The organism is Saccharothrix xinjiangensis (assembly GCF_039527585.1).
In the GTDB taxonomy this organism is placed as follows: domain Bacteria; phylum Actinomycetota; class Actinomycetes; order Mycobacteriales; family Pseudonocardiaceae; genus Actinosynnema; species Actinosynnema xinjiangensis.
This window is the reverse complement of record NZ_BAAAKE010000001.1, coordinates 746,024-770,678: the sequence shown is the minus strand read 5'-3', so window position 1 is coordinate 770,678 and position 24,655 is coordinate 746,024. Positions and strand designations below refer to the sequence as shown.

General features: G+C 73.2%; 25 protein-coding genes and 1 tRNA gene. 16 read left to right on the top strand and 10 right to left on the bottom strand.

Annotation, left to right across the window (positions count from 1 at the left end):
- Positions 1-16 precede the first annotated feature (16 nt).
- Complete coding sequence (locus ABD223_RS03680) at positions 17-919, top strand: sensor histidine kinase (protein ID WP_344034390.1); 903 nt, start codon at positions 17-19, stop codon at positions 917-919.
- A complete protein-coding gene (locus ABD223_RS03675) occupies positions 816-1,475 on the top strand; it encodes a response regulator transcription factor (RefSeq protein ID WP_344034389.1) in 660 nt (219 codons plus the stop codon). The genes ABD223_RS03680 and ABD223_RS03675 overlap by 104 nt, the downstream gene beginning before the upstream one ends.
- Positions 1,476-1,655: 180 nt before the next feature.
- Here the strand turns inward: ABD223_RS03675 and ABD223_RS03670 are convergent, their stop codons facing one another.
- A complete protein-coding gene (locus tag ABD223_RS03670) occupies positions 1,656-2,030 on the bottom strand; it encodes a hypothetical protein (protein WP_344034387.1) in 375 nt (124 codons plus the stop codon).
- 387 nt (positions 2,031-2,417) lie between these two features.
- On the opposite strand from ABD223_RS03670, the gene ABD223_RS03665 reads away from it, so the two are divergent.
- On the top strand, positions 2,418-3,719 hold the full coding sequence (locus ABD223_RS03665; protein WP_344034386.1) for an alginate O-acetyltransferase AlgX-related protein: 1,302 nt from the start codon (positions 2,418-2,420) through the stop codon (positions 3,717-3,719).
- A gap of 19 nt (positions 3,720-3,738) precedes the next feature.
- On the opposite strand, the gene ABD223_RS03660 is transcribed toward ABD223_RS03665, so the two are convergent.
- From ABD223_RS03660 to ABD223_RS03650, 3 genes are read right to left on the bottom strand one after another with little or no spacing between them, the layout of a single operon-like run.
- Positions 3,739-5,466: a methyltransferase domain-containing protein gene (locus ABD223_RS03660; protein WP_344034385.1), complete on the bottom strand. Its 1,728-nt coding sequence runs from the start codon at positions 5,464-5,466 to the stop codon at positions 3,739-3,741.
- A 12-nt stretch (positions 5,467-5,478) separates the two neighbouring features.
- A complete protein-coding gene (locus tag ABD223_RS03655) occupies positions 5,479-6,369 on the bottom strand; it encodes a glycosyltransferase family protein (RefSeq protein ID WP_344034384.1) in 891 nt (296 codons plus the stop codon).
- Positions 6,369-7,577 (bottom strand): SHOCT domain-containing protein, encoded by a 1,209-nt coding sequence (locus ABD223_RS03650; protein WP_344034383.1) that lies wholly within the window; start codon positions 7,575-7,577, stop codon positions 6,369-6,371. The genes ABD223_RS03655 and ABD223_RS03650 overlap by 1 nt, the downstream gene beginning before the upstream one ends.
- A gap of 119 nt (positions 7,578-7,696) precedes the next feature.
- Between ABD223_RS03650 and ABD223_RS03645 the strand changes: the two genes are divergently transcribed.
- The gene (locus tag ABD223_RS03645) at positions 7,697-8,851 is read left to right on the top strand and encodes an acyltransferase family protein (RefSeq protein ID WP_344034382.1); all 1,155 of its coding nucleotides are present in this window, start codon (positions 7,697-7,699) and stop codon (positions 8,849-8,851) included.
- Between the two features lie 31 nt (positions 8,852-8,882).
- On the opposite strand, the gene ABD223_RS03640 is transcribed toward ABD223_RS03645, so the two are convergent.
- Positions 8,883-9,704, bottom strand: a complete 822-nt coding sequence (locus tag ABD223_RS03640; protein WP_344034381.1) for a hypothetical protein — start codon at positions 9,702-9,704, stop codon at positions 8,883-8,885.
- 290 nt (positions 9,705-9,994) lie between these two features.
- Between ABD223_RS03640 and ABD223_RS03635 the strand changes: the two genes are divergently transcribed.
- A complete protein-coding gene (locus tag ABD223_RS03635) occupies positions 9,995-11,749 on the top strand; it encodes an ABC transporter ATP-binding protein (RefSeq protein WP_344034380.1) in 1,755 nt (584 codons plus the stop codon).
- Positions 11,750-11,762: 13 nt separating this feature from the next.
- On the opposite strand, the gene ABD223_RS03630 is transcribed toward ABD223_RS03635, so the two are convergent.
- The gene (locus ABD223_RS03630) at positions 11,763-12,404 is read right to left on the bottom strand and encodes a hypothetical protein (protein WP_344034379.1); all 642 of its coding nucleotides are present in this window, start codon (positions 12,402-12,404) and stop codon (positions 11,763-11,765) included.
- 105 nt (positions 12,405-12,509) lie between these two features.
- Here ABD223_RS03630 and ABD223_RS03625 point away from each other — a divergent pair, with 105 nt between their 5' ends.
- Positions 12,510-13,040 (top strand): hypothetical protein, encoded by a 531-nt coding sequence (locus ABD223_RS03625; RefSeq protein ID WP_344034378.1) that lies wholly within the window; start codon positions 12,510-12,512, stop codon positions 13,038-13,040.
- Here the strand turns inward: ABD223_RS03625 and ABD223_RS03620 are convergent.
- From ABD223_RS03620 to ABD223_RS03610, 3 genes are all read right to left on the bottom strand, one after another.
- A complete protein-coding gene (locus tag ABD223_RS03620) occupies positions 13,015-13,440 on the bottom strand; it encodes an OsmC family protein (protein WP_344034377.1) in 426 nt (141 codons plus the stop codon). The genes ABD223_RS03625 and ABD223_RS03620 overlap by 26 nt on opposite strands.
- 129 nt (positions 13,441-13,569) lie before the next feature.
- Positions 13,570-13,642: transfer RNA gene (locus tag ABD223_RS03615), tRNA-Gly, on the bottom strand.
- Between the two features lie 27 nt (positions 13,643-13,669).
- Positions 13,670-14,167, bottom strand: coding sequence for a DUF7674 family protein (locus ABD223_RS03610; protein WP_344034376.1), 498 nt, complete (start codon positions 14,165-14,167; stop codon positions 13,670-13,672).
- Between the two features lie 149 nt (positions 14,168-14,316).
- Between ABD223_RS03610 and ABD223_RS03605 the strand changes: the two genes are divergently transcribed.
- The 5 genes from ABD223_RS03605 to ABD223_RS03585 all read left to right on the top strand — a co-directional run bounded on the left by ABD223_RS03605 (position 14,317) and on the right by ABD223_RS03585 (position 19,206).
- Positions 14,317-15,747 carry a sigma-70 family RNA polymerase sigma factor gene (locus ABD223_RS03605; RefSeq protein ID WP_344034374.1) on the top strand — a complete coding sequence of 477 codons (1,431 nt, stop codon included), beginning with the start codon at positions 14,317-14,319 and terminating at the stop codon, positions 15,745-15,747.
- 87 nt (positions 15,748-15,834) lie between these two features.
- Positions 15,835-16,269 (top strand): DUF983 domain-containing protein, encoded by a 435-nt coding sequence (locus ABD223_RS03600; protein ID WP_344034373.1) that lies wholly within the window; start codon positions 15,835-15,837, stop codon positions 16,267-16,269.
- Between the two features lie 111 nt (positions 16,270-16,380).
- Positions 16,381-17,244 carry a DNA-formamidopyrimidine glycosylase family protein gene (locus ABD223_RS03595; protein WP_344034372.1) on the top strand — a complete coding sequence of 288 codons (864 nt, stop codon included), beginning with the start codon at positions 16,381-16,383 and terminating at the stop codon, positions 17,242-17,244.
- A 96-nt stretch (positions 17,245-17,340) separates the two neighbouring features.
- Positions 17,341-17,760 (top strand): hypothetical protein, encoded by a 420-nt coding sequence (locus ABD223_RS03590; protein ID WP_344034371.1) that lies wholly within the window; start codon positions 17,341-17,343, stop codon positions 17,758-17,760.
- Positions 17,761-17,946: 186 nt separating this feature from the next.
- Entirely contained in the window at positions 17,947-19,206 is a 1,260-nt protein-coding gene (locus ABD223_RS03585; protein WP_344034370.1) for a sensor histidine kinase, read from the top strand.
- A gap of 38 nt (positions 19,207-19,244) precedes the next feature.
- Here ABD223_RS03585 and ABD223_RS03580 read toward each other — a convergent pair whose 3' ends face one another.
- A complete protein-coding gene (locus tag ABD223_RS03580; protein ID WP_344034369.1) occupies positions 19,245-19,412 on the bottom strand; it encodes a hypothetical protein in 168 nt (55 codons plus the stop codon).
- 71 nt (positions 19,413-19,483) lie between these two features.
- Here ABD223_RS03580 and ABD223_RS03575 point away from each other — a divergent pair, with 71 nt between their 5' ends.
- The 5 genes from ABD223_RS03575 to ABD223_RS03555 all read left to right on the top strand — a co-directional run bounded on the left by ABD223_RS03575 (position 19,484) and on the right by ABD223_RS03555 (position 24,469).
- Positions 19,484-20,350: a S49 family peptidase gene (locus ABD223_RS03575; protein ID WP_344034367.1), complete on the top strand. Its 867-nt coding sequence runs from the start codon at positions 19,484-19,486 to the stop codon at positions 20,348-20,350.
- A gap of 61 nt (positions 20,351-20,411) precedes the next feature.
- Positions 20,412-21,269 carry a LytR/AlgR family response regulator transcription factor gene (locus ABD223_RS03570; RefSeq protein WP_344034366.1) on the top strand — a complete coding sequence of 286 codons (858 nt, stop codon included), beginning with the start codon at positions 20,412-20,414 and terminating at the stop codon, positions 21,267-21,269.
- Positions 21,269-21,709: a hypothetical protein gene (locus tag ABD223_RS03565; protein WP_344034365.1), complete on the top strand. Its 441-nt coding sequence runs from the start codon at positions 21,269-21,271 to the stop codon at positions 21,707-21,709. Before ABD223_RS03570 ends, ABD223_RS03565 begins: the two co-directional genes overlap by 1 nt.
- Positions 21,706-23,508, top strand: a complete 1,803-nt coding sequence (locus ABD223_RS03560) for a sodium/solute symporter (RefSeq protein ID WP_344034364.1) — start codon at positions 21,706-21,708, stop codon at positions 23,506-23,508. Before ABD223_RS03565 ends, ABD223_RS03560 begins: the two co-directional genes overlap by 4 nt.
- 97 nt (positions 23,509-23,605) lie before the next feature.
- Complete coding sequence (locus ABD223_RS03555; RefSeq protein WP_344034363.1) at positions 23,606-24,469, top strand: hypothetical protein; 864 nt, start codon at positions 23,606-23,608, stop codon at positions 24,467-24,469.
- The last annotated feature ends 186 nt before the right edge of the window (positions 24,470-24,655 follow it).

Below are 24,655 nucleotides of genomic sequence, written 5' to 3'. Positions count from 1 at the left end.
CCCGTACCGTCGCCCCATGTCGTGGCCTGCGTGGGTCTGGTTCGCGGCGACGTTCGCGCCGCTGCTGTGGCGCAGGCGGTTCCCCGTCGCCGTCGTCGCGGTCACCGGGGCGTCCACCTGGCTGTTCTACGTCACCGGCCACTGGGGGCCGCTGATCGCCGCGCCCGCCGCCGCCGTCCTCTCGCTGGGCCGGACCCGCCTCGCCGAGCAGCGGGGCCGCCAGGTGGAGGAGGAGCGGCTGCGCATCGCCCGCGAGGTGCACGACGTGGTCGCGCACAGCCTCGCCATGATCAACGTGCAGGCCGGTGTCGCCGCGCACGTGGCCGACCGCCGCCCCGAGGAGGCGGTCAAGGCCCTCCGCGCCATCAAGGAGGCCAGCGGCCACGCCCTGGACGACCTCCGCGCCACCCTGGGCGTCCTGCGCGCCGGCGGCGGCGCGGCGCCCGTGCCCGGCCTCGACCGGCTCGACGAGCTGGTGGCGCCCGTGCCGGGGGCCGTGGTCCGCGGCGACCCCGGCGAGGTGCCCGCCCCCGTCGGCGCGGCGGCGTACCGGGTGGTGCAGGAGGCGCTGACCAACGCGGTGCGGTACGCGCCGGGCGCCACCGCCGTCGTGGTCGAGTTCCGGCGCGGCGACCGGGTCCTGGAGCTGACCGTCACCGACGACGACCCCGGGGACGCCGTCCGGCCGCCGCAGGGCGCGGGCGAGGGGCTGCGGGGCATGGCGGAACGCGTCGAAGCGCTCGGCGGCACGCTGGAGGCCGGTCCGACGGCCGGCGGCTTCGCCGTGCGGGCAGTCCTACCGTGGGGGGTTCGTGGTGATCAGGGTGGTCCTGGCGGACGACCAGGCGCTGGTGCGCGCGGGCTTCCGCCTGCTGCTGGACACCGAGGACGGTTTCGAGGTGGTCGGCGAGGCCGGTGACGGCGCGGAGGCCGTGCGCCTGGCCCGCGAGCACCGCCCGGACGTCGTGGTCATGGACGTCCGCATGCCCGGCGTCGACGGGCTCGTCGCGACCAGGCGGGTCTGCGCCGAGCTGCCCGGCGTCCGGGTGCTCGTGCTGACCACCTTCGACGTCGACGAGTACGTGTTCGAGGCGCTGCGCGCCGGGGCGTCCGGCTTCCTGCTCAAGGACACCGACCCGGTGGAGCTGCTGCGCGCCCTGCGCGTGGTGGCGGGGGGCGACGCGCTGCTCGCGCCGAGCGTGACCCGGAGGCTGATCGAGGAGTTCGCGAACCGCCCGGAGCACCGCCGCCCCGACCCCCGGGCGCTGCGCGAGCTGACCGCCCGGGAGCGGGAGGTGCTGACCCTGGTGGCGGCCGGCATGTCCAACGACGAGATCGCCGGGCACCTGGTGATCAGCCCGGCCACGGCCCGCACCCACGTCAGCCGCGTGATGACGAAACTGGCCGCTCGCGACCGCGCGCAACTCGTGGTGCTCGCCTACGAATCGGGATTGGTGTCACCGCGCCGAGGGTGAATATTCCTTGTCCGTGTGCTGACCGCGCGCTGCTCGCGCGGTCGCCGCGCCATCGTTGTGCGGTGTCGTGGAATGTCCCGGAAAAAGTCCACGCAATTGCGCAATAATCACGTTCCGTGACGAAAACGCGACAACCCGCCGCATTTGTGTGCGGCGGGTGACGTTAACGGAGGGTGAACTCTAGGCGATCGCGCCGGGCGGCAGCTTCAGCGTGAACGGCAGCGTGGTCACGACCGCGAGGTCCGACGCCGTCTTGCGCATGAGCGAGGGCGCGTTCCGCGAACCGGGCTCCGGCAGGTCGAGCAGCCGGTCGACGGCCTCGACCAACGGGCCCTCGTAGATCCACACGGCCTGAGCGGCGCGATTGCTGTCCCGGACGGCGGGCAGCCTGCCCGCGCGGGCCTCGGTCTCCGACCAGAACAGGATGGAGTCGATGAAGCCCCGGCGCTGCTTGAACGCCATGATCCGGTCGAGCTGCCCGTCCTCGTCCCGGAGGTGGAGGAACTGGAACCCGCTTTCGCGCAGCTCGATGACCTTGCTCAGTGCGAGATCCATGACGCACCCACCTCTGTTCTGAGGTCCCCTAGCAGGCACAGCCCGTACAACGTGAAAATGATCGTACGGCAAGCGGACAATCCGCCATAGGGACTAGGCCGGCGGGGCGGTCTCAATACGGACACCCGTGCTCCTCTTTTGCTTGCGCACCGCTGGAAGGGAACGGGTCACGTCGAATATGTACGTGCACCGCGTGATGAGGGTCACAGCAATCTTCGCCGCCTCTCCGCCCGCCGGTACAGCGCGTCACCCGACGGGGAACCGCTCCGGGCTCCCGGGGGGATGGACGCCGGGCACGGCCCCGGGGTTGCGCGGATCACCCGCCCCGGCCGCGCCGGCGCCGCGAACCCCCGAACGCGCGGCGGGCCGGCCGGCTACCCTGCTCGGGTGAGCACCCAGCCGCGCACCGACCGGGGTCGGGGACTGCCGCCGCTGCCGGAGTCGATGCTCCCCCGGGAGCACGCCCTCTACCGGCCCCGGCACAGCGGTCGCCAGCGCGCGGCGGGCGTCACGACCGTCGCGTTCTTCGTGACGCCGCTCCTGCTGTTCGCGCTCGGCGTGCGGCCGCCCGCGTTCGAGAACCGCGACCCCGCGCGCTTCCCCTCGATCACCGACGGGTGGGGCTTCTTCACCGGCCTGTCCGCGTGGGCCGACGACAACCTCCCGCTGCGGGACGTCGCGGTGCGCGCCTACGACGGCATCAGCCGCGGCGTGTTCGGCGAGCCGCCGCCGTTCGGGCAGCGGCACGAGAGCCGGCCCGTGCAGGCGCCGGTGCCCAGCCCCGGCGACGAGGACCGCGAGAAGGTCCGGGCCGCCGGCTTCCCCAAGGTCATCGAGGGCTCCGAGGGCTGGCTCTACCTCGGCTACGACGTGCTCGGCGCGTGCCTGCCCGAGCGGCCGGTGGACGACGTCATCGGCGCGGTCGGGGAGCTGCGGCGGGCCGTGGAGGACTCCGGGCGGCAGTTCGTCCTGGTCGTCGCGCCGGACAAGAGCACGGTGGTGCCCGAGCACCTGCCCGCCGAGTTCGTCGGCGAGGAGTGCGCGAAGGAGGCTCGCGACGCGTTCTGGCGCCGGGTCGTTGACGAGGGCGGCGCGCTCGACATCCGGCCCGCGCTGCGCGTCGCCGCCGAGCGCCGCGGCGCGCCCGTGTACTCCGCCCTCGACACCCACTGGACGCACGAGGGCGGCCTGGCGATGACCCGCGCGCTGGCCGAGGCCGTGCAGCCGGGGGTGACCGCCTCGTGGAAGGCCACCCCGGCGACCGTGCTCCAGCGGGATGCCGACCTGCCGCCGCTGATCGGCAGGTCCGGCCAGTTCCCCATCCAGACCTACGACCTCGCGCCGGACGGCAGGACCGTGCAGAGCCGCGTCGTCGACAAGGCGTTCCGCGAACCGCTGCACCTCACCGGGGCGACCGGCAGGGGGGTGGTCGACGCCAAGGTCGGCATGGTCGCCGACTCCTTCACGCTGTTCGCCACCCAGTACCTCAGCGGCGGGTTCGCCGACGCGACCGTCGTGCACAGCGACACCGCGGGCACCGACCCGGCCGACGTGGCGGGCGTCCTGGCGGACAGCGACGTGGTGGTGGTCGAGGCCGCCGAGCGCAGCCTCGTGTCCGGCATCAACCCGCTGCTGTCCCGCCAGGCCCTCGACGCGATCAAGTCCGAGCTGGCCAAACGCCCCCGATAGGGGAGTGGCGGAGCCGGGGCTAGCGGGTCCTGCCCCGCAGCTTCCGGGCCACCCGGCCCGCCACCCGCACCGGGGCGCTGATCCGCCACGACGTGGAGCGGCGCAGCTCGTGCAGGGCGTGGTGGGCGTTCGCGGACACCTGCTCGACCTCCGCCAGGTACTGCCGCACCGCGGCCACCTCGGCCTCCAGGGCCGCCACCCGGTGCTGCGTCAGCTCGGCGCGCTCCAGCGCCCGGTCCAGGCCGCGCACGCTGCCCGGCGGCAGCAGCAGCGGCTGCTGGTCCAGCGCCACGTGCACCACCGTGCGCATCGCGGTCCACTCGTCGGACGCCACCGCGTGCGACGAGGACTTGTCCGACCACTTGTTGTAGACGCTGGTCATCTGCTCGGTGTCGTGGACGCCGCACCAGGACGCCGCGCGCAGCAGGAACTCCCAGTCCTCGCACACGGTCAGCGCCTCGTCGAACTCGAAGCCCAGCTCCACCAGCGCGCGCGGGAACGAGAAGCAGTGGAACGGCGTCTCGTTCTGCCGGATGTGCCGGGTCAGGTCGAACCGCGTCGCGTACTGCGGGGTGAGCGGGCCGGTCGCCGTGTGCGCGGCGAGCGAGCCCGGCGCGTGCCAGGTGCGCCGCTGCTCGGCGGCCCACCACCGGATCACCTTGCCCGGCGCGGAGCGGGCGCCGGCCTTGATGTTCTCCACCCAGTTCGCGGTGACGAAGTCGTCGTCGTCCAGGAACACGACGTACTCGCCGGTCGCGGCGCGCAGGCCGACGTTGGCGGGGCGGCTGCGCGTGCCGCCGTCGCACGGCACCACGCGCACCCGGTGCGCCAGGTTGCCCTCGAACAGGTCGACCAACCCGGTCACGGCGTGCGCCGCGGTCGAGTCGTGCACCACGAGCACGACCTCGAAGTCCAGGTCGGTCTGCGCGCCCAGGCAGCACAGCACGTCGACCAGCGAGTCCGGCCGCCGGCCCTGGGTGCGCAGCACCACGCTCAGGAACGGCCCGGCCGCCCCGGTCGCGGCCGGCTGCCGCACCGCGCCCCGGTGGTAGCGCCGCACGAACTGGTTGACCTCGCCGTGGCCGTCCGCGCCGGCGCGGACCCCGCGGACCAGCATGCCGAGCGTCGCGCCGTTCTCGAACAGCGGGTGCCCGGCCTGGTTCTGGTCGGACCGCTCCAGCCGGAAGTCCTCGCGCGCGGCCTCGTACCAGCCGGTCGACACCATCAGCTCGGTCAGCGTGCGGTCGGTGAAGAACCGCAGGTGGGTGCGGTCGAGCAGGCCCGAGTCGGTGAGGTCCCAGTGCCCGGTGAGCAACTGCCGCGCCAGGTCGAGGTGCGCCACGTTCGGGATGCTGACGACCAGCTCCGCCGCCGGGTTCCGCTCGGTCACGGCGTTCAGCTGGAGCAGCACCGCACGCGGGTCCGGCACGTGCTCCAGCACGTCGAGGCACAGCACGGCGGCCAGCTCGCGGCCGTCCAGGACCTTGGCCAGCAGCTCGTCCAGGCCGGGCTGGGTGAGGTCCACCAGGTGGCTCTCGAAGCCCCGCGCGGCGAGGTTGCGCACCGACTCCTCGTCGACGTCCAGGCCGATGTACGTCGCGCCGCGCGCCCGCAGCGGTTCCGCCACCGACGCGGCGCCGCAGCCGAGGTCGAGCACCACGCGCTCGGCGGGGTCGGTGTCGGCGAGCAGCCGCACCGCCGCCCCGTACGGGCCGTGCTCGTTGTAGTGGAACTCGTAGCTGCCCAATGTGCCCGTCCCCTAGAAGCGGCGCCGGCCGTACTCGCCGTCGATGAAATCGGCGACCCCGTCGGCGGCCACCCGCGCCGGCAGGCGGTCGGCCTCGACCCGGCGCTCGTACTCCTCCAGCGCCCGCCGCTGCTCGTCGCTGCCGTGCACCCGCATCACGTCGACGGTCTCGGTCACGATGTCCGGCCGGTCGTAGCGGGTGGCGAGCATGAGCCTGCCCAGGATGCCCTCGTACGGCTCGATCGCCGTGGTGCGCACGTGCGCCTCGGCGTCCAACCGCTTGTCGTGGAACAGCACGGCCCGCGGCTGGTGCACCACGCGGTGCCCGCGCAGCCGGATGCGCCAGCTCAGGTCGACGTCGTTGACGTAGGACGGGAACCACTCCGCGTCGAACCCGCCGACCTCGTGGAACACCGGCGTGCGCACGACCAGGCACGCGCCGCTGGCCCAGCTCTGCTCGCCGGTCCTCGGGTTGAAGTGCTTCGGGTGCTCGCACGGGACCTGCCGCGCGTCCGCCGCGCCGACCGCCGGGTCCCGCAGCGCCGCCAACAGGTGCACCAGCAGCGTCGGCGCGACGTAGCTGTCCGGGTTGAGGAACAGCACGGCGTCCTCGGTCGCGCCCTCGGCGAGCGCGTTGCTGCCCGCGCTGTGGCCGAGGTTGGCGCCGAACCAGCGGTAGTCCAGCGTGACGCCGGCGCTCGCGTTCGCGATCAGGTCGGCCAGCTCGGACTCGTTGACGAGCGCGCGGTCCGAGCAGTCGCCGAGGCTGATCGCGACGGACCCCAGCCCGGTGCCCGCGATGGCGTGCTCCGCGGCGCGGTTGAGCGCGCGGACGCAGCGCCAGATCTCGCCGAGCGGGTTGTGGTACAGGACGATGGCGACGCGGAGCGTGGTGGGGAGCATCACTTCTTGGGCGCTTGGTGGTCGAGCTGCTCGGTCAGCACCGCCTCGAAGCGGTCCTGCACGGCGGGCTCGTCGACGGCGAAGGCCTCCACGCGGATCACCTCGGTGTCGGTCGCGTAGTGCGTGCGGAACACCGTGATGGTCTTGTTGTTGCTCGTCTGCGTGGACTTGAAGACCGGCACGCCGTCCTGCGAGGTCTGCGGGTCCTCGGTGAAGCCGAACCGCTGCTGGTCGGTGGTGATCGCCTCCAGCAGCGCGGCCGGGTCGGCGGACTTGAACGCCCACATGCTCGTGGTGACCTCGTTCTCCACCACGACGACCGAGCGCGCCTCGGTCGTGCCCGCCTGCTTGAGGACCACCAGGTCCGGCGTGGGCAGCGGCTTCGCGTTGGCGAGCTGCTCGGCGGTGTAGGTCTTGGGGCCGGACGTGCGGCCCTCGGGCACGATCAGCGTGCCGAACGGGTCGGGCTTCTTCTTCGTGGTCGTGGTGGGCGCGGCGGAGGACGGGGACGTGCCCCCCGTCGCCGTGTCGTCGCCACCCGAGTTGTCCCGGAACACGAAGAAGTACAGGCCGGTGGCGACCAGCAGCACGACCACGGCCGCGGCGACCGCGATGACCTTGCCCTTGCCGCCCTTCTCGGCCTCCTCGAAGACCTCGGGGCCCTGCACGTTGAAGCCGCTCCACTGCGGGGACTGGAAGTCGCCCTCGCCGCCCCACGGCGGGGAGTAGCCGCCTTGCTGCTGCTGCTGCTGTTGCTGCTGCCAGGGCGCGCCGCCCTGCTGCTGGCCCTGCCACGCGCCGCCCTGCTGACCGCCGACGGCCTGGGGCCGGTCGGCCTTCGGCACGACCTGCGTGCGGTCGGCCTGCCCGCCGGAGTTCGGCACCACCTGGGTGCGGTCGGCCTCGGTCGGCGGCGTGGCCGGCCGGATGTACTGGGTGGACTCCGAGCCGGTCTGCTGGCCCTGCGGGGGCTGGCCCTGCTGGGGCTGGGGCTGGCCCTGCTGGGCCGGCGACTGCGCGCTCCACTTGAACGGCGCCGGGAACGGGTCCGAGTTCGGGCCCGTGCTCGGACCCGCCTGCTGGGGTTGCTGCGTGCCGCCCTGCGCGCGGTACAGCAGCTCGTCGCGTTGCCGCCGGTAGTCCTCCGCGGAGATGGAGCCGGCTGCAAGTGCTGCGTCGAGCTGTTGGAGCTGCTCCTGCCAGGTCACCGCAGTCCTCCCTGTAGATCTTCGAATCCCGCCCGTGCGCGCGGATGGAACCCGGCGACCCCCGCGGTTCGCTTATCCTACGGTCCGCCGACGAGAGGTCGGCCGGAGGAGGTCATGCGGTGTCCATCTGGGGACGTCGGCGTTCCGAACCGGTTGCGCCGAGCGGGCGCACCAAGGCGACCGACGGTTTCGGCACCGTCCGCCTGTTCGCCGCCTTCTTCGTCATCATCGATCACGCGGCCCCGTTGACCAAGTCCGGTGGCAGCATTCTCCCGACTCGGTTCGGTGTCGATTTGGGCGCGGTCACGGTGTCCGCGTTCATGGCCATGAGCGGTTACCTGGTCATCCGCAGCTGGGAGCGGGACCCGCACCTGTGGCGGTTCGCGGTCCGCCGCGCGCTGCGCATCATGCCCGGCCTGGTGGTCGTGGTGTGCCTGAGCGCCTTCGTGCTCGGCCCGGTGCTCACCACGCTCACCACGTCGGCCTACTTCGACCACCCCGTGACGTGGAGCTACGTCTACGACAACGTCCGGGTCTTCCCGCAGCAGTACGTGCTGCCGGGGGTGTTCACCGGCAACCCGTACCCGAACGCGGTCAACGGGTCGCTGTGGAGCCTGCCGGTCGAGGTGCTCGGCTACGCGCTCATCGCGGTGTTCGGCTTGGTCGGCGCGTTCCGGCGGCGCTGGGTCGTGCTGGTGGCGGCGTTCGCGCTCGCCGTGGTGTTCCAGCGGCTGCTGACCGGGCAGCTGGTGCTGCCGAAGGTCCTGCTGATGGTGCCGACCGTGCCGCTGGTGCAGTACCTCGCGGTCTACTGCGTCGGCACGCTCGCCTACCTGTACCGGGACAAGATCCGGTACAGCTGGTGGGGCGTCCTGGTGTGCGTCGGCGTCGAGTACGTGATGCACGCCTCGGCCATGACCGAGGTCACACGGCTGGTGACCGTGCCGTACGTCGTGCTGGCGATCGGCACCCTCCTGCCGCGGCGGTTGTGGCTGCCGCCCTCGGTGACCATGGCCAGCTACGGCGTCTACCTCTACGGGTTCCCGACCGAGCAGTTCGTGGTGCACGCGGGAGCCGGGTCGAAGTGGCTCGTCGCCCTGCTGTCGGTGCCGATCGCGTTCGCGCTCGGGATGCTGTCGTGGCACCTGGTGGAGTCGCCGGCCATGAAGCTGCGCAAGGTGCTGCTGCGCCGCCCGGAGCGGGATCGGCCCGCGGCGCCACCGCCCCCGCCGGCCGAGGAGCCCGTGGCGGCCGGTTCGGCGGCGCCGCGCTAGCCGCCCGGCGCCGCGGTCCGGTGGTGCGGGCTCAGCGCTCCGGGAACGCCGCGCGCACGTCCGCGAGCACCTGCGCCAGCTCGGCGGTGGGCGCCTCGGCCCCGGCCCGCGCCGCGCCCACGCGGACGACCGCCTCCCCCGAGCGGTAGACGGCGCGCAGCACCGTGTTCTGCGGCGAGGTCCTGGTGAGGTGCTGCTCCGGCGTCTCGGTGTAGCCCGCGCCGACCAGGTACCCGACCAGGCCGTCGGCGACCCGGTCGGCGCGCTCGACCGAGTCGGTGCGCGCGACGAGGACGGCGAAGGACGTGTTGCCGGAGATGGAGCCGGAGAACAGGATCTCGTCCACCCCGTTGCCGTCCAGGACGTCCGCCTCGTCCGCGGCGAGCAGCTTCAGCCGCACCGCCTCGTCCACGTCCAGCGCCGGGCCGTGCTCGCCGGGTTTGCCGGGCAGCGGCGGGATCGCCGCCGGCGCCGCGGCGGACGTGGAGGTCGGCGGCGCGGACGAGGCCTCCGACTCGGCGGCGCGCCCGCCCGCGAACCACCAGACCCCGCCCGCCACGACGGCCAGCACCGCGACCAGCGCCACGACCCAGGCGCCGGTGCGGCGCGGCTTGCGCGCGTCGGCGAACACGGAGACCCCGTCCAGCGAGGGCGCGCGGTCCTGCTGCGGCGTGAAGAACGACACCGGCCGCTCCTCGACGCGGATCTTGATCGTCGAGTCCGGGTCGCCGGCCGGTCTGCGGGACGCGGCCTCCGCCAGGAGCTGGTCGCGCCGCTTGACGTGCTCGGCGTACGTGATCCGGCCCGCGGCCAGGTCCGCGTCGAGCCGCCGCAACGTCTCCTGCCAGTCCATCCCGTCCGCCCTCTCACTCGATCAGGTGAGCGCATCCTCGTGCATCGGGGTGCGGGTGGACACGCCGGACCCCGGTTGCCGGCGGTCCGCGCGCACCGCGCACCGCCGGCTCCGGCGCCGGCGCCCACCGCCGCGGAGGTCGGGGCGCCGACGGGCGGGCGCCCCGCGACGCCCTCCCGGCCTGCGAAAACGCGGTGGTCCCCGGACCCGGTGCACCTAGGATGTGGGAGCGCTCCCCCACACGGCGCGGTGTGGGCGGTTCCGTGCCCACCCCCCGAGGAGCCCCCCGCATGTCCCACGGTCCCCTCGACCACCGCTACCGCGGCGAGCACCCCGTCCGCACCCTCCTCTACCTCTACCGCGAGGACCGGGCCCGGCTCGCGCTCGGCGCCGCCGCCTTCTTCGTCAAGCACAGCCCCACCTGGCTGACCCCCGTCATCACCGCCCACGTGATCGACGTCGTGGTGGAGCACCGGCCGTTCGCCGGCGTGTGGGTCGGCGCGGGGCTGCTGCTGCTCATGCTGGCGCTCAACTACCCGTTCGCCATCCTCTACACGCGCTGGTGGTACGGCAGCGCCCGCCGCACGGGGATGCGGATGCGGTCGGCGCTCAGCCGCCGGATGCAGCAGCTGTCGATCGGCTACCACGCGCGGGTCAGCGCCGGGGTGCTCCAGACCAAGGTCATCCGGGACGTGGAGAGCATCGAGACCTCCACCCAGCAGGTCGGCGACCAGGGGCTGTCGGCGCTGGCCACGCTGAGCGGCGCGCTGGTCGTGATCGCGATCGGCGCGCCCGCGTTCCTGCCGGTCTTCCTGCTCGTGGTGCCCGCCGCGTCGGTGCTGGTCATGTGGTTGCGCGGGCGGTTGCGCGCGTACAACGAGTCGTTCCGCCAGGAGGTCGAGCGGCTGTCCTCGCGGGTCGGCGAGATGACCACGCTCATCCCGATCACCCGCGCGCACGGCCTGGAGCGCACCGCCCTCACCCGCATGGACGGCACGCTGCGCCAGGTCTTCCACGCGGGCATGAGGCTCGACGGCCTGAACGTCCGCTTCGGCGCCCTGGCCTGGATCCTGCTCAACGCCCTGGGCGTCGGCTGCCTCGCGGGCGCGGCCCTGGCCGCCTACCACGGTTGGCTCGCCGTGACGCCCGGTGACGTGGTCATGCTCAGCGCCTACTTCGCCTCGCTGACCGGCGCGGTCACCACCCTGATGAGCCTCACCCCGCTGATCAGCAGGGGCCTGGAGTCCGTGCGCTCGCTCGGCGAGGTGCTGGAGGCGCCCGACGTCGAGCACAACGAGGGCAAGGCGCAGGTCGGCGGGGTCGAGGGCGGCGTCCGGTTCGAGGGGGTCCGCTACGCCTACCCCGACGCGCCGCGCGACTCCATCAGCGACTTCACCCTCGACGTGCGGCCCGGCGAGGTGATCGCCCTGGTCGGCGCGTCCGGCGCGGGCAAGTCGACCGCGCTGAACCTGGTCATCGGCTTCCTCCGGCCGACCGGGGGCCGGGTCCTGCTCGACGGCGTCGACATGGAGGAGCTGGACCTGCGCAGCTACCGCCGGTTCGTGTCGGTGGTGCCGCAGGAGTCGGTCCTGTTCGAGGGCACGATCCGGGACAACGTCACCTACGGCCTGGAGGACGTGCCCGACGACGTGCTGCGCCGCGCCCTGGCCGACGCCAACGCGCTGGAGTTCATCGACCGGTTGCCGGACGGCCTGGACACCGTGGTCGGCGAGCGCGGCGCACGCCTGTCGGGCGGGCAGAAGCAGCGGCTGGCGATCGCGCGGGCCCTCATCCGCGACCCGCGCGTGCTCGTGCTGGACGAGGCGACCTCGGCGCTGGACAACAGGTCCGAGGCGCTGGTCCAGCAGGCGCTCGGCCGGTTGGTGCGGGGGCGGACGGTGTTCGTCGTGGCGCACCGGCTGTCCACGATCCGCAACGCCGACCGCATCGTGGTGATGGAGGACGGGCGGATCGCGGAGGTCGGCTCCCACGACGAGCTGCTCCGCTCGGGCGGGCTCTACGCGGACCAGTCCCGGTCCGCGTAGGCCCCGCCGGGGGTCAGCCCCTCTTCGTCAGCAGCGTGGGGCCGACGATCTTGCGCGCGATGCGGCGCCACCGGCTGCGCGGCGTGGCCGGCGCAGCCGGCTTCGCGGCGGGTGCGGCGGGCACGGCGGGTGCTGCCGGCACGGCGGGTGCCGGGGGCGCGGCGGGCATGGTGGACAGGGCGGCGGTGGCCTTCTCGGACGCGGCGACACCGGGAGCCGCGGGGCCGGGCATCGGTGCGGCGGGCGCCTGGGCGGCGGGCATCGGTGCGGCGGGCATCGGTGCGCTGGGCATCGGTGCGCCGGGAGCGGGGACACCGGGCACCACCGCGCCGGGGACCGCGGGCGGTGCGGCGAGCGCGGAGAACGCGACGGTCGCGGCGGGCGCGCCGGGAGCGGGGACGCCGAAGCCCGCGGGAGCGCCCGGCGGCACCGGCGCGGACTGCTCGGGCACGGCCGGCCGCGCGCCGGCCATCCCCCGACCGGCGGGCGGCACGGCGACCGGCTCCATCTTGGTGGTGACGGCCGCGACCGGGGTGAGGTCCGTCGCGGTCATGGGCTCGGAGGTCGGCCACGCGGGCTCGACCACGCGCTGGATGCGCATGGTGGGGGTGTCGTTGCTTCGCTGGGGCTGGGTGGGCACCTGGCTGGACGTCACGCCTCGATCTTGCCAAAGCACGCTTGGTCACCCTTTCGTGGGGAATCGACAGGTGGTCAGCTGAGTCAGCAGAAGATCAGCCCGCAGGGCCTGCGGGTCGTCGTCGTGGTCGTCGTGGTGGTCGGCCTGCGCGAGGTGGTGGTCGGCCTGGTCGTCGTGGTGGGCCGAGTGGTGGACGTCCGGGACGTCGTCGGGATGCTCGGAGTGGCGCTCGTCACCGAAGTCGCCGAGGACGGTGCGGAGCTGGACGAGGACGAGGACGACGACGTGGTGGACGACGTCGGGGCGCCCGAGGTGTCCGAGGCGCCCGAGACCGTGGTGACCGGCTCGGAGGCGGTGGGGCTCGGCCGGTCGCTGCCCTTCACCACCACGATGTGCCCCACGTCGGAAGGGGCGGTTCGCGGCGGCGCGGGCTCGGCGACCGTCGAGAAGCCGACGAGGGCCGCGAGCGCCGAACCGACCAGCGCGCCCAGGGCGAGCCGCCCCGGGCCACCCAACTCGGTGAGCATCCACCACGACTACCGCCCTCACCCGAGCGGGTCAAATCGAGTGCGACAACTGGCACCGGCCCGACACTTCGGGTATCAGGCCGGTACCAGTGGTGCGCCGCTCAGCCGAGGTTGGCGGTCAGCGTGATCTCGGTGCCCGTCAGCGCCTGGCTGACCGGGCAGTTCTTCTTGGCGTCCTCGGCGGCGGCGGCGAAGCCGTCCGCGTCGAGGCCCGGCACGACCGCGTTGACGGTCAGGTGGATGCCGGTGATGCCCGTGCCGGGCTTGAACGTCACCTCGGCGGTCGTGTCGACCGTCTGGGGCGGGGTGCCGGCCTTGGCCAGGCCGTGCGACAGCGCCATGGAGTAGCAGGACGAGTGCGCGGCCGCGATCAGCTCCTCCGGGCTGGTCTTGCCGTTGGCCTCCTCCGCGCGGGAGGGCCAGCTCACGTCGTAGGCGCCGATGCCCGACGACTCCAGGGCGACGGTGCCCTTGCCCTCCAGCAGGTTGCCTTCCCAGTGCGTGGTCGCCTTGCGGGTGGTGGCCATGTCAGAAACTCCGTCTTCGACGAGGGAAACCCTTCGGCACCAACCTAGTGGTCCCGCCGGTGGGCCGCCGCCGATGTGATCAACGACAGAAGAAGGCCCCCGGTGCGGGCACCGGGGGCCTTCTTCGAGAGCGGATGACGAGACTCGAACTCGCGACCCTCACCTTGGCAAGGTGATGCGCTACCAACTGCGCTACATCCGCCTGACACGAAGAACTATAGACCACCCCTCAAACGGGGTTCGAACCGGGGGGTGCCGCACCGGCCAGCAGGCGGTCGACCTCGGTCAACCGCTCCTTGGACCACCGCCACTCCCACAGCGGCCGGACCCGCTCGACGACCTCGGCGGGCAGCCACGGCGCGACCTCGTCCCGCAGCTCCCACTCGTCGAACACGTGCTCGTAGAAGCTGACCACCGAGGCGTCCGACAGGAACCGCTCCGGCTGCCGGAAGCACCAGTGCGCGAACTCGTAGACCCGGCGCAGCACCTCGCCGTCGCCGTCCCGGTGCGCCTCCAGGGCGAGCTGCCACAGCTCGGACAGGAACACGTGGCACGACCACGACTCCCGCTCGACGACGGCGCTCAGCTCGGGGAAGAGGGTGGAAGCCCTCGTGCGCCAGTCGACCACGCGGCAGGAGGTTACTCGGCGCGCGGCGCCGCGCCACGCGGTCGCCCACCACCCGACGCCCAGCCGTGACCGCCCCGTCACCGACCGCGAGCGCGTCATCCGCGAAAGGCAGGCGTGCCGCGTAGGCCGAACGGCCCACGTCGGCCGGGGGGTCTTCGGTATCGGCTCGCTATCACTTCGGGCGCGCCACCACCGGTTGTGGCATCTTGGCGAGCGGACGACTGGGCGGGCGGGAGGTGCCGGGCGGGATGGCCGGAGATGCCGATTTCGACCGGGAACTGCTCGCCAGGGTCCGCGCGGGCGACGACACCGCGTTCGGGGAGCTGTTCACCCACCACGCCGACGCCGTCCGCCGGTTCGCCCTCCGGCACGTCCGTGAACACGCCGAGGCCGACGACCTGACCGCGGAGGCCTTCTTCCGCGTGCTCCAGGCGATCCGCCGGGGCTCGGGTCCGACCGACCACGTCCGCACCTACCTGCTGACCGTCGCGCGCCGGGTGGCGTGGGAGTGGAGCGGTCGGCGGCGCGACGTGCCGGTGGAGGACGAGGAGCTGAGCAAGCGCGTCGAGCCGTTCCCGGACGCCACCGCGAACCGGCCGGAGCACGTCCTGATCTCCCGCGCGTTCACCAGCCTGCCGGAGCGGTGGCGCACGGTGCTGTGGCAGGTCGAGGTGGAGGGCGCGCGGCCGGCGGCGGTCGCGCCGAGCTTCGGCCTGAGCCCCAACGCGATGGCGGCGCTGGCCCGCCGGGCCCGGGAGGGCCTGCGCGCGGCCTACCTCCAGGCGCACCTGGCCGAGGACACCGGGCCCCGGGCGTGCAGCTCGGTGGTGGCCAAGCTCGGCACGTACGTCGCGGGCGGCGTGCAGGGGACCGAGCAGCGGCGCATCCGCAAGCACCTCCAGGCGTGCTCGTCGTGCAACTCCCTGCACGCCGAGCTGACCGAGGTGTGCTCGACGCTGCGGGCCCACGCGGCTGGCATCGCCGTGCCGGTGGCCGCGGTGGGGCTGCTCGCGCCCGTGGTGCTGGGCAAGGCGGCGGTGCTGACCGGCCGCGTGAAGCTGGTGCTGGCCGCCGCCGCGTCGGCCGCCGCGGTCGGGCTGTTCGGGGTGCTGGCGGGCACGTTCACCGGCGCGCCGGGCCCCGCGCTGCTCCAGCCCGGCCCGGACGGCGCGCCCGGCGAGAACGTGCTGGCGCTGTGCTCGCCCGAGGTGACCGCGACGGGCACGGCGACCAGCGAGCCGTCGCCGGCCGCCGCGAAGCGGGCCGTGCGCGTCGAGACCCCGGCGCGGGTGGCGCGCCCGACCGGGCCCGCGCCGACGACCACGCCCGACGGCGCGCCCGCGGCGCCCCCGGTCGACGGCGGGACCACCGCGCCCGCCGGGGAGCGGTCGGTGCCGATCACCGGCTCCTCGTCCGAGGTCACCGCCGCCACCGACCCGCCGGACCCGACCGACCCGACCGACCCGACGCCGCTGAGCACGACGTCGGCGGGCACCACCAGGACCGCGCCCGTCCAGTCCGCGGCCACCACGACCACCGAGCCGACGAGCGCCCCGACCACCACCGATCCCACCACCACCGATCCCGCGGAGCCGGACCCCGTGAAGACCGGGTCGACCGGCGCGGGACCGGCCCCCGGGTCGCCCGGGACGACACCGGGGCGGCTCGAAGCCGCGTGACTGGGGGTTTTCACCCACGAGGTGCAAGACTTTGCCGGTAGCGTGAAACGCGCTCGGTGATCGCTCGACGCCCTGAGGGAGACGGTGATGACGCGGCTGGTGCGCGGCGCGGACGGCCGGATGTGGACGGTGCGCAGCCAGGTTCAGTGGCGCAACCCGGCGGCCGACGCCGACTTCGAGCACGACGTGAGCGGCGGCGCCGGGCCGGGCGTGCTGATGCTGTCCCTCGTGGTCGTGATGTCCGTGGTGCTGGTGGCCTGGACGCCGGCGGACGTCGTCGTGCCCGCCTGGCTGGTGGTCGCGCTGGTGCTGGTGTTCCTGTTCTTCCCGGTGCGCTGGGTGGTGCGGCGGCCCTGGGTGGTGGCGGCGGAGTCGAAGAAGACCGAGGAGCTGCCGCCGGAGCGGTGGGTCGGCACCGTGCGCGGGTTCCTGACCGTGCGGGACGAGGTGCGCAACGTCGCCCGCAAGATCGAGATGTACTCGCTGCCCGACCTGGACGGCCCGCTCCAGCCGGTCGACTAGCGCGCGGGTCGGCGCGAGGCCGGGTCGACCGGCGCGCGGGCGCGTGGTCGGGTCGCCGGCGCGCGGGCCGGCGTGGTCGACTGATCGCCGTTCGCGGGCGACACTGGTCCGATGCCGGAACTGCCCGAGGTCGAGGCGCTCGCCCACCACCTGCGCGAGCACGCGGTCGGTCTCCGCGTGCACCGGGTGGACGTCGCGTCGTTGCAGGTGCTGAAGACGTTCACGCCGCCGTGGACCGACCTCCAGGGCCGGGAGGTGACGGGCGCGGGCCGGTTCGGCAAGCACCTGGACCTCGACTGCGGCGGTCTGCACCTGGTCGTGCACCTGGCCCGCGCCGGGTGGCTGCGCTGGCTGGACAACCTGTCGGTCGCGCCGCCGAAGCCCGGCCGGGGCCCGCTGGCGCTGCGCGTGCACCTGGGCCCGCCGGGGCGGGGGCCGGGGTTCGACCTGACCGAGGCGGGCACCAAGAAGGGCCTGGCCGCCTGGGTGGTGCGCGACCCGGCGGACGTGCCCGGCGTCGCTCGGCTGGGCCCGGACGCGCTGTCGGTGACGCGCACGCGGTTGGAGGACCTGTTCGCCGGCCGGACCGAGCGGCTCAAGACCGCGCTGACCGACCAGACCGTGCTCGCGGGCATCGGCAACGCCTACTCCGACGAGGTCATGCACGTGGCCCGGCTGTCGCCGTACGCGACCGCGGGCAAGCTGCCCGAGGACGCCCTGGACCGGTTGCACGAGGCGATCACGACCGTGCTGGCCGACGCGGTGTCGCGGTCGGTCGGGCAGTCGGCGGCGACACTGAAGGGTGAGAAGCGGTCGGGCCTGCGGGTGCACGGCCGAACCGGTCTGCCGTGCCCGGTGTGCGGTGACGCGGTGCGCGAGGTCTCCTTCGCGGACAAGGCTTTCCAGTACTGCGCGACGTGCCAGACGGGTGGCCGGCCGCTGGCCGACAGGCGCCTGTCGAGGCTGCTCAAGTAGGTCACACGTCCGGGTGCGCTTGGCCGGGACGCGCTCCGCGCGGCCGGTGACGGGAACTCCTCCGGTGTCCTGTCCGCACGACCCACTGGAGGAGCTGTGAACAAGCGCATCGCCGCCGCGCTGGCCGGTATCGCGGTCGGGGTGACCACCCTGACGAGCGTGGCCCTGGCCGGTCCCGCCGAGGAGCCGAGGGCGCCCCGGGAGCCCGTCGACGAGACCCGTGCCGTCGTCTGCCGGATGCTGGAGGAGCTGAACGGGCTGGAGGGCGTCGACCTGGACGACATCCTCACTGACCTCGGGTGCGACGAGGAAGAGCCGACGACCACCACCACGACGAAGACCACGACGAAGTCGTCGGCCGCGAGCGGTGGCGGCGGTGGCGGCGCGGCGGTCGAGAGCCGCTACAAGCCGGAGAACCCGAACCACTACGTGCCCAAGCCGAACGACTACCTGGACATCCCCAAGCCCAACGACTACCTCGACATCCCCAAGCCGAACGACTACCTGGACAGCTGAGGGACCACCGGGCCGAGGAGCTGAGGGCATGGGCGCGACCCGTCGGGACGCGCCCACTTTCAGTTGTGTTGACCGGTGGTCGTCACCCGATCGGGTATACGCTGCGTCACTCTCGTCGCCAAATCGCCGGTTGCGCGGCCGGACTACCCCGACCGCCCTTGCTTAGTGGCCCCCCAACGGCACAGCATGGACGCCGTGCGTGACCTCCTGACCGAGCGCGCGGTCCTCGGGCTCATCGCGACCCTGGCCGTCCTCGGCCTGTTCGTGATGCTGTGCCGTGCCCGCCGGGTGAGCACGTCGGTCGAGGACGCCGTGATGGACATGCTGCACCGGATGTCCAAGGCGTCGGCCGACCTGCGCGAGGGCCTGACCGAGGACGCCGCGAACAAGGCCACCCCGCACCTGCGGGAGATGCTCCGCTGCGTCGCGGTCGGCATCACCGACGCCGAGGGCACGCTGCTGTCCTGGGACGGGGAGGCGAACGACCACTACGAGTTCCTGCGCCCGTTCATCGAGCACGCCATCGGCGGCGGGCACAAGGAGCACGTCGAGCACCGCAAGCTGGACTGCGAGCTGCCCGGACCGTGCCTGCTGCACACCGCGGTGATCGTGCCGCTGGAGGTGGAGAACGACGTCGCGGGCACGTTGATCGTGGTCAGCGGCGTGCCGAACAAGCGGCAGATCCGGATGGCCGAGGAGACCGCGCGGTTCGTGTCGACGCAGCTGGAGCTGGAGGTGCTCCAGAAGTCCCGGCAGGCGCTGGCGCAGGCCGAGGTGAAGGCGCTGCGGGCGCAGATCTCGCCGCACTTCGTCTACAACGCGCTGAACACCATCTCGTCGCTGATCCGCACCGACCCCAAGCACGCCCGCGAGCTGCTCCAGGAGTTCGCCGAGTTCACCCGCTACTCCTTCCGCACCGACGGGTTCTTCACCACGCTCGCCGACGAGCTGACCAACATCCACCGCTACCTGACCATCGAGCAGGCGCGGTACGGGTCGCGGCTCAACGTGCGGCTGAAGATCGCGCCCGAGGTGCTCCAGGTCGTGCTGCCGTTCCTGGTGCTCCAGCCGCTGGTGGAGAACGCCGTCCGGCACGGCCTGGCCAAGAAGCCCGGCGGCGGGCTGCTCACCATCATCGCCGAGGACAACGGCGCGGAGGCGCTGATCTCGGTCGAGGACGACGGCGTCGGCATGGACCCGGACCGCCTGTTCGATGACCTGAAGGACGCGCACCAGACCGGCGCGCACGTCGGCCTCGGCAACATCAACCACCGGATGCGGGCGGTGTTCGGCGACGACTACGCGCTGGTCGTGGAGACCGCGCCGGACGCCGGCATGAAGATCATCCTGAAGATCCCGAAGTACAGCCGGGGCGTGCAGACCAACCTGCCGCTGGTGCCGCCGAGGCTGGAGGACACCGCCGAGCAGGCCGCGATCCGCGCGTGAAGCCCCAGGTGGCGGCCGCGGTCAGGCAGCGGAAACGGTCAGGCGGCGGCCACGGCGAGCACCGCGACGACCATGACCGCGCACACCGACCACGTGACCCACATCCAGTAGACGTGCATGGGGCTCGGGCCGTCCGCGTTCTGGCGGCCCCGGTCGTCCCACCACTCGACGTAGCGTTCGAGCCACCGGATCGGGTTGAACGTCACCGGCCGATGTTAGCCCCGCTCCCGGCGGTTCCGGGCGCATCGGTCCACGGGACACCCGTAAGGTCGTGGGCATGAGCGTGACGGACAAGATCGCGGCCCGGCTGCCCAAGATCGTCGGTGAGCGGACCGAGCGCGGCCCGGTGGTCGCCGCCGTCCGCCTGCACGGGGTCATCACCCCGACGCCCACGCCGATGGCCCGCAACACGATCAACGTGCAGAACGTCGAGACCGCGCTGACCCGCGCGTTCGAGCACGACCGCCTCGTCGCGGTCGCCCTGCTGATCAACTCGCCGGGCGGCGCGCCCACCCAGTCCGCGCTGGTCGCGGACCGCGTGCGGGAGCTGGCGGCGAAGAAGCGGGTGCCCGTGCTGGCGTTCTGCGAGGACCTCGCGGCCTCCGGCGGCTACTGGCTGGCGTGCGCGGGCGACGAGATCTACGCCCACGGCACGTCCCTGGTCGGCTCGATCGGCGTGGTCAGCTCCGGGTTCGGCCTCAACGGCCTGATCGAGCGCTTCGGCGTCGAGCGCCGCGTCTACACCGCGGGGGAGAACAAGGTGCGCCTCGACCCGTTCCGGCCGGAGAAGGCCGAGGACGTCGAGTGGCTCAAGGGCCTCCAGGAGCAGCTGCACGAGCAGTTCGCGGCGTGGGTCAAGGAGCGGCGCGGCGCCAAGCTCAAGGCCGGCGACGACGAGCTGTTCAACGGCGAGGTGTGGACCGGCGCCAAGGCCCTCGAACTCGGCCTGGTCGACGGCATCGGCACCCTGCGCGGCGTCGTCGCGCAGCGCTACCCGGACGCCGAGATCGCCGTCGCCGAGCCCCGCCGCCCGTTCCTGGCCCGCCTCGGCCTCGCCGGCGCAACCACCCGATCGGGCGATCTCGTGCTGGAGGGCCTGGCAGCGCTGGAGGAGCGGGCGCGCTGGTCGCGATTCGGCTTGTGAGGTCACGGGCCCGGCGCGGTCCCGGCGCCGGCGTAGACAGCGACCCCGCTCGGTCGGCAAGATGCGCGGCACAGTGAGCACACCGAAGAACCCCAGCGACAACGCCGGCCTCCTCGTTCTGGCGGTGGACGACGAGGCACCGGGCCTGTCCGAGATCAAGTACCTGCTGGAGAGCAGCCCGCACATCCGGCGGGTGCTCACGGCCTTCGACGCCGCGGAGGCCCTGCGCATCCTCCGGGGCGACTACGACCCCGAGGTGATGGACCGCCAGAACGCCGGCCTGCCGCCGGTCGACGCGGTGTTCGCGGACATCAACATGCCCGGCTTGAGCGGCACGGACCTCGCGCGCGTCCTCGGCGCGTTCCGCGCGCCGCCGGCGCTGGTGTTCGTCACGGGCGTCGAGCACTCGGAGGCCGTGGTGGCCTTCGAGGTGGGCGCGCTGGACTTCGTGACCAAGCCGATCAACGAGGACCGGGTGAACAAGGCGATCTCGCGCGTCGTCGAGCGCGTCGCCGCGACACCCGCCCTCAGCCCCGAACCGCTCGCCGCCGCCGAGCAGCAGGACGACGAGGTCATCCCGGTCGAGCTGGGCGGCACCATCAAGCTGGTGCCCCGCGCCACCGTCCGCTACGTGGAGGCGCAGGGCGACTACGCCCGCCTGCACACCGGCGACGGCGCCAGCCACCTCGTGCGCATACCGCTCGCGCAGCTGGAGGAGCGCTGGGGCAGCGCCGGGTTCGTGCGCATCCACCGCTCGTTCCTGGTCGCGCTGCCGCTGGTGACGGAGCTGCGGATGACGTCGAACGGGTACGCGGTGGTCATCGGCTCCGGCGAGGGCGCCAAGGAGCTGCCGGTCAGCCGGCGGCACACGCGAGAGCTGAAGGAACGGATCGTGCGGCCGCCCAAGAGCGGCTGGTGATGAGCAGGCACTCGGGCCCGCCAGGCCAACCGGACCAGCCGCAGCCGGCGGCGCGGGACGCGCCGCAGTCGACACCGCTGCGCAAGAACCGCCGCCGGCGCGTCGTGCTGGCCGACCCGCGCGGCCGCGGCCGGGTGCTGCGCACGATCATCGAGCTGGAGGAGCAGACCAGCGTCGGCGAGAAGCTGATCCGCGACCTCATCCGGCAGCAGCTGCGCACCGGCCTGCTGCTGGGCGGCGGCACGCTGGTGTTCCTGGCGCTGATGCCCGTGGTGTTCTACGCGTTCCCCGTGCTGTCGGACGTGCAGTGGTTGGGCGTGCGGCTGCCGTGGCTGCTGCTGGGCCTGCTGCCGTTCCCGCTGTGCTACGGCGTGGGCTACGTCTACCGCAGGCTCGCCGAGCGGCACGAGCAGGACTTCGTGAGCTCGGTGGACCGGTGATCCAGAACGCGTGGAGCCTGGTCCTCGTCGTCGTGGTGGCGGCGCTGACCTTCCTGCTCGGCTACGTCGGCTCCCGCCGGGCCAACACCACCCCGGACTTCCTGGTGGCGCGGCGGGCGGTGCCCGCCACCCGCAACGCCGCCGCGATCTCCGGCGAGTACCTGTCCGCCGCGTCGTTCCTCGGCGTCGCCGGGCTCGTGCTCAAGGACGGCATCGACGCCCTGTGGTACCCGATCGGCTTCACCGCGGGCTACCTGGCGATGATGCTGTTCGTCGCCGCGCCGCTGCGCCGCTCGGGCGCGTACACGCTGCCGGACTTCGCCGAGGTGCGGCTGGGGTCGTTGCGGCTGCGCAAGTTCTGCACGTTCTTCGTGATCTGCATCGGCGTGCTGTACCTGGTGCCCCAGCTCCAGTCCGCCGGGCTGACCCTCAACACCATCACCGGCCTGCCCGCGTGGCTCGGCGGCGCGCTGGTGACGGTGATCGTGGTCGTCAACGTCCTCGGCGGCGGGATGCGGGCGATCACGCTGGTGCAGGCGTTCCAGTACTGGGGCAAGCTGTTCGCCGTCGCCGCGCCCACGTTCGTGCTGTTCACGCTGTTCCTCAGCGGGCCGGGCAACGGCGCGCAGCCGGTCGACGAGGACGGCGTGCTGCGGTTCCACGAGGACGTCGCGGTGACCACGGTCGACCCGGTGCGGGTGCGGGTGGAGCAGGCGCTGGAGCTGTCCGCCACCGGCGAGGTCGACGACGCGCGGGCCGACGGCGAGGTCTACTGGACGCCCGGCGCGTACGAGGTCGGCGCGGACACCGAGCTGCGGTTCACGGCCGGCTCGCCGGTGCCGGTGGTCGAGGGCTCGCCCGCCGAGAACGTCGACTGGCTGCGGCCGCAGACCACGGGCCTGTCCGGCCTGTTCGAGACGTACTCGCTGATCTTCGCGACGTTCCTGGGCACGATGGGGCTGCCGCACGTGCTGGTGCGGTTCTACACCAACCCGGACGGCCGGGCGGCGCGGCGGACCGCGCTGCACGTGCTGTACCTGCTGGGGCTGTTCTACCTGTTCCCGACCGTGCTCGGGGTGATCTCGCGCCAGTACCTGCCGCAGCTGCTGGTGACCGGCAAGACGGACGCGGCGGTGCTGCTGCTGCCGACCACCATGCAGCCGAACGCGCTGGGCCAGGTGCTGGGCGCGATCGTGGCGGCGGGCGCGTTCGCGGCGTTCCTGTCCACGTCGTCGGGCCTGGTGGTGTCGGTCGCCGGGGTGGTGTCGACGGACATCCTGCCGGGCAAGGTGCGCGACTTCCGGTGGGCGACGGTGCTGACCGGGGCGGTCGCGATCGGCCTCGCCCTGCTGCTGCCAAGGTCGGACGCGTCGCTGACGGTGGCGATGTCGTTCGCGCTGGCGGCGTCCACGTTCTGCCCGCTGCTGCTGCTGGGCATCTGGTGGCGCGGGCTGACGTGGGTGGGCGCGCTGTCGGGGATGCTCGTCGGCGGCGGGCTGGTGATCGGCTCGCAGGTGGTGACCGTGGTCAGCTCGTACACGGGTGACTGGGCGCCGTCGCTGCTCTCGCAGCCGGCGCTGGTGACCGTGCCGGTGGCGTTCCTGGCCATGGTGATGATCAGCAGGCTGACGTCGCGGCGGCGGCCGGAGGACGTGAACCAGATCCTGCTGCGGTTCCACGCGCCGGACCCGCTGGGCTTCATGCGGGACCGCGACGTGCAGCGCTTCGGCACGGCGGAGGAGAAGGCCCGGCTGGAGGAGGGCAAGCACCGCGACGGGTCGACCTCGTCCCAGCCCTGAGGCCGGCGGCAACCCGCAGGCTCGTCGGTTCCGGCCTGTCCGGGCGCCCGACCGCCCGGCACACTCGTCGTGGCGGATCGACTGAACGGGGTGCGACGTGCGGAAACTGATGTGCGCGCTGGTGGTGGCGGCGGCCGCGGCGGTGATGGTGGCGGTCCCGGCGGCGGCGGAGGTCTCGCGGGCCGCGGTCACCTGCGGCACGGGCGTCCCGGTCGCCACCACCGGCGGCTACCGGGTGCTGCTGAACTGTTCCGGCGTGGGCTACGTCAGCGGCGCGGGCACGACGGCCGCCGACGCCGACACGAGGGCGCGGGCCCTGGCCAACACCTCGGCCGCCACGGGCCGCGCCTGCACGACGGGCGCGGTCAACACCACCACCGGCGGCTACCTCGCCGTGGTCGAGTGCGGCGGTCTGCCGTGGGTGTTCGGCAGGGGCACGACCCTCACCGACGCCGCCTACCTGGCGCACCTCCAGGCCACCGACGCGATGTCGCGCGGGAAGGTGTGCAGCACCGTGGGGAGCAACACCACGCCCGGCGGCTACCTGGCCGTGATCGAGTGCACCGGCATGGACTGGCTCATCGGCCGGGGGACGACGCTGACCGAGGCGGCCTCCTTCGCGCGCGCCCTGGCCGTGGACGCGCTGGCGAGCGGGCGGCCGTGCAGCAGCAGGGCGAGCCTCGCCACCACCGGGGGCTTCCAGACCGACCTGGAGTGCCGCACGTTCACCGGTTCCCTCCCGGTCCTCGCGGTCGGCACGACCCTCACCGACGCGGCGTCCGAGTCGCGCGTGCTGGCGATCAACTCGCTGGCCACCGGCCGGGTCTGCTCCACGGCGGGCAACGTGGCCGTGGCCGGCGGCTACCGGGTGACGCTGAGCTGCACGTCGGGGTCGTGGGTGTTCGGCGAGGGACCGACGCTCAGCGAGGCCGCCCGGGTCGCCAGGGGCAACGCTTACTGACCGCGCGGGTTGTCCACAGATCCGGGATCGACCCACCCGTTCTGTCGCATCCCGCCGGCAGACTTGAAAGCAGGGGACCCCCTGGCGGGGACCCCTGCGGAGCGTGCGCGGGGGCGAGTCGCGATCGGGGCGTTCGGGGAGTGGGCAGCTGTCGGGGCATTCGGCAGTGGGTCGTTGCCGAATCCC

What these genes read in the sequence shown, in the direction of transcription:
- ABD223_RS03640 (WP_344034381.1), bottom strand. Translation starts at nt 9,704, where the DNA reads ATGGACTGGCAGGAGACGTTGCGGCGGCTCGACGCGGACCTGGCCGCG.
- ABD223_RS03670 (WP_344034387.1), bottom strand. Translation starts at nt 2,030, where the DNA reads ATGGATCTCGCACTGAGCAAGGTCATCGAGCTGCGCGAAAGCGGGTTC.
- ABD223_RS03575 (WP_344034367.1), top strand. Translation starts at nt 19,484, where the DNA reads ATGAGCGTGACGGACAAGATCGCGGCCCGGCTGCCCAAGATCGTCGGT.
- ABD223_RS03655 (WP_344034384.1), bottom strand. Translation starts at nt 6,369, where the DNA reads ATGCTCCCCACCACGCTCCGCGTCGCCATCGTCCTGTACCACAACCCG.
- ABD223_RS03620 (WP_344034377.1), bottom strand. Translation starts at nt 13,440, where the DNA reads ATGGCCACCACCCGCAAGGCGACCACGCACTGGGAAGGCAACCTGCTG.
- ABD223_RS03565 (WP_344034365.1), top strand. Translation starts at nt 21,269, where the DNA reads ATGAGCAGGCACTCGGGCCCGCCAGGCCAACCGGACCAGCCGCAGCCG.
- ABD223_RS03570 (WP_344034366.1), top strand. Translation starts at nt 20,412, where the DNA reads ATGCGCGGCACAGTGAGCACACCGAAGAACCCCAGCGACAACGCCGGC.
- ABD223_RS03605 (WP_344034374.1), top strand. Translation starts at nt 14,317, where the DNA reads ATGGCCGGAGATGCCGATTTCGACCGGGAACTGCTCGCCAGGGTCCGC.
- ABD223_RS03680 (WP_344034390.1), top strand. Translation starts at nt 17, where the DNA reads ATGTCGTGGCCTGCGTGGGTCTGGTTCGCGGCGACGTTCGCGCCGCTG.
- ABD223_RS03595 (WP_344034372.1), top strand. Translation starts at nt 16,381, where the DNA reads ATGCCGGAACTGCCCGAGGTCGAGGCGCTCGCCCACCACCTGCGCGAG.
- ABD223_RS03635 (WP_344034380.1), top strand. Translation starts at nt 9,995, where the DNA reads ATGTCCCACGGTCCCCTCGACCACCGCTACCGCGGCGAGCACCCCGTC.
- ABD223_RS03610 (WP_344034376.1), bottom strand. Translation starts at nt 14,167, where the DNA reads ATGACGCGCTCGCGGTCGGTGACGGGGCGGTCACGGCTGGGCGTCGGG.
- ABD223_RS03585 (WP_344034370.1), top strand. Translation starts at nt 17,947, where the DNA reads ATGGACGCCGTGCGTGACCTCCTGACCGAGCGCGCGGTCCTCGGGCTC.
- ABD223_RS03600 (WP_344034373.1), top strand. Translation starts at nt 15,835, where the DNA reads ATGACGCGGCTGGTGCGCGGCGCGGACGGCCGGATGTGGACGGTGCGC.